The sequence below is a fragment of the Halorubrum sp. ASP1 genome, from assembly GCF_005435135.1.
GTDB classification, from domain to species: domain Archaea; phylum Halobacteriota; class Halobacteria; order Halobacteriales; family Haloferacaceae; genus Halorubrum; species Halorubrum tropicale.
Map to the genome: position 1 here is coordinate 1 of NZ_SGUA01000076.1, position 273 is coordinate 273.

A 273-nucleotide genomic window follows, 5' to 3' on the forward strand; every position below is an offset into this window, starting at 1 on the left:
CGGGGGTTCGGAGTCGTCGGCGTCTACGAGCGACCGGATATCGCTCGACGAGGACGGCTACTACGACGAGCTCTTCGAGGACCTGTCGCTCCTCAAGACCATACGGGCGCCGGACGGGAACGGCCGGAACCCCTTTCTCGGCACCAGCCGGCCGTTCTTTGCCCGGCTGTTCTCGAGCGCGGCGCGGCTCGATCTCAGCGATCTTCGGACGCGGGTGAGTGTGAACGGGTCGGCGAGTCAGAAGGTGTACGTCGACCCGGAGAGCGACCACGC

The 273-nt window shown here is 66.7% G+C and carries 1 pseudogene; it reads left to right on the top strand.

Annotated features, from left to right (window positions below):
* Positions 1 to 273: pseudogene (locus tag EXE48_RS18310) on the top strand (hypothetical protein); the annotation flags it as partial.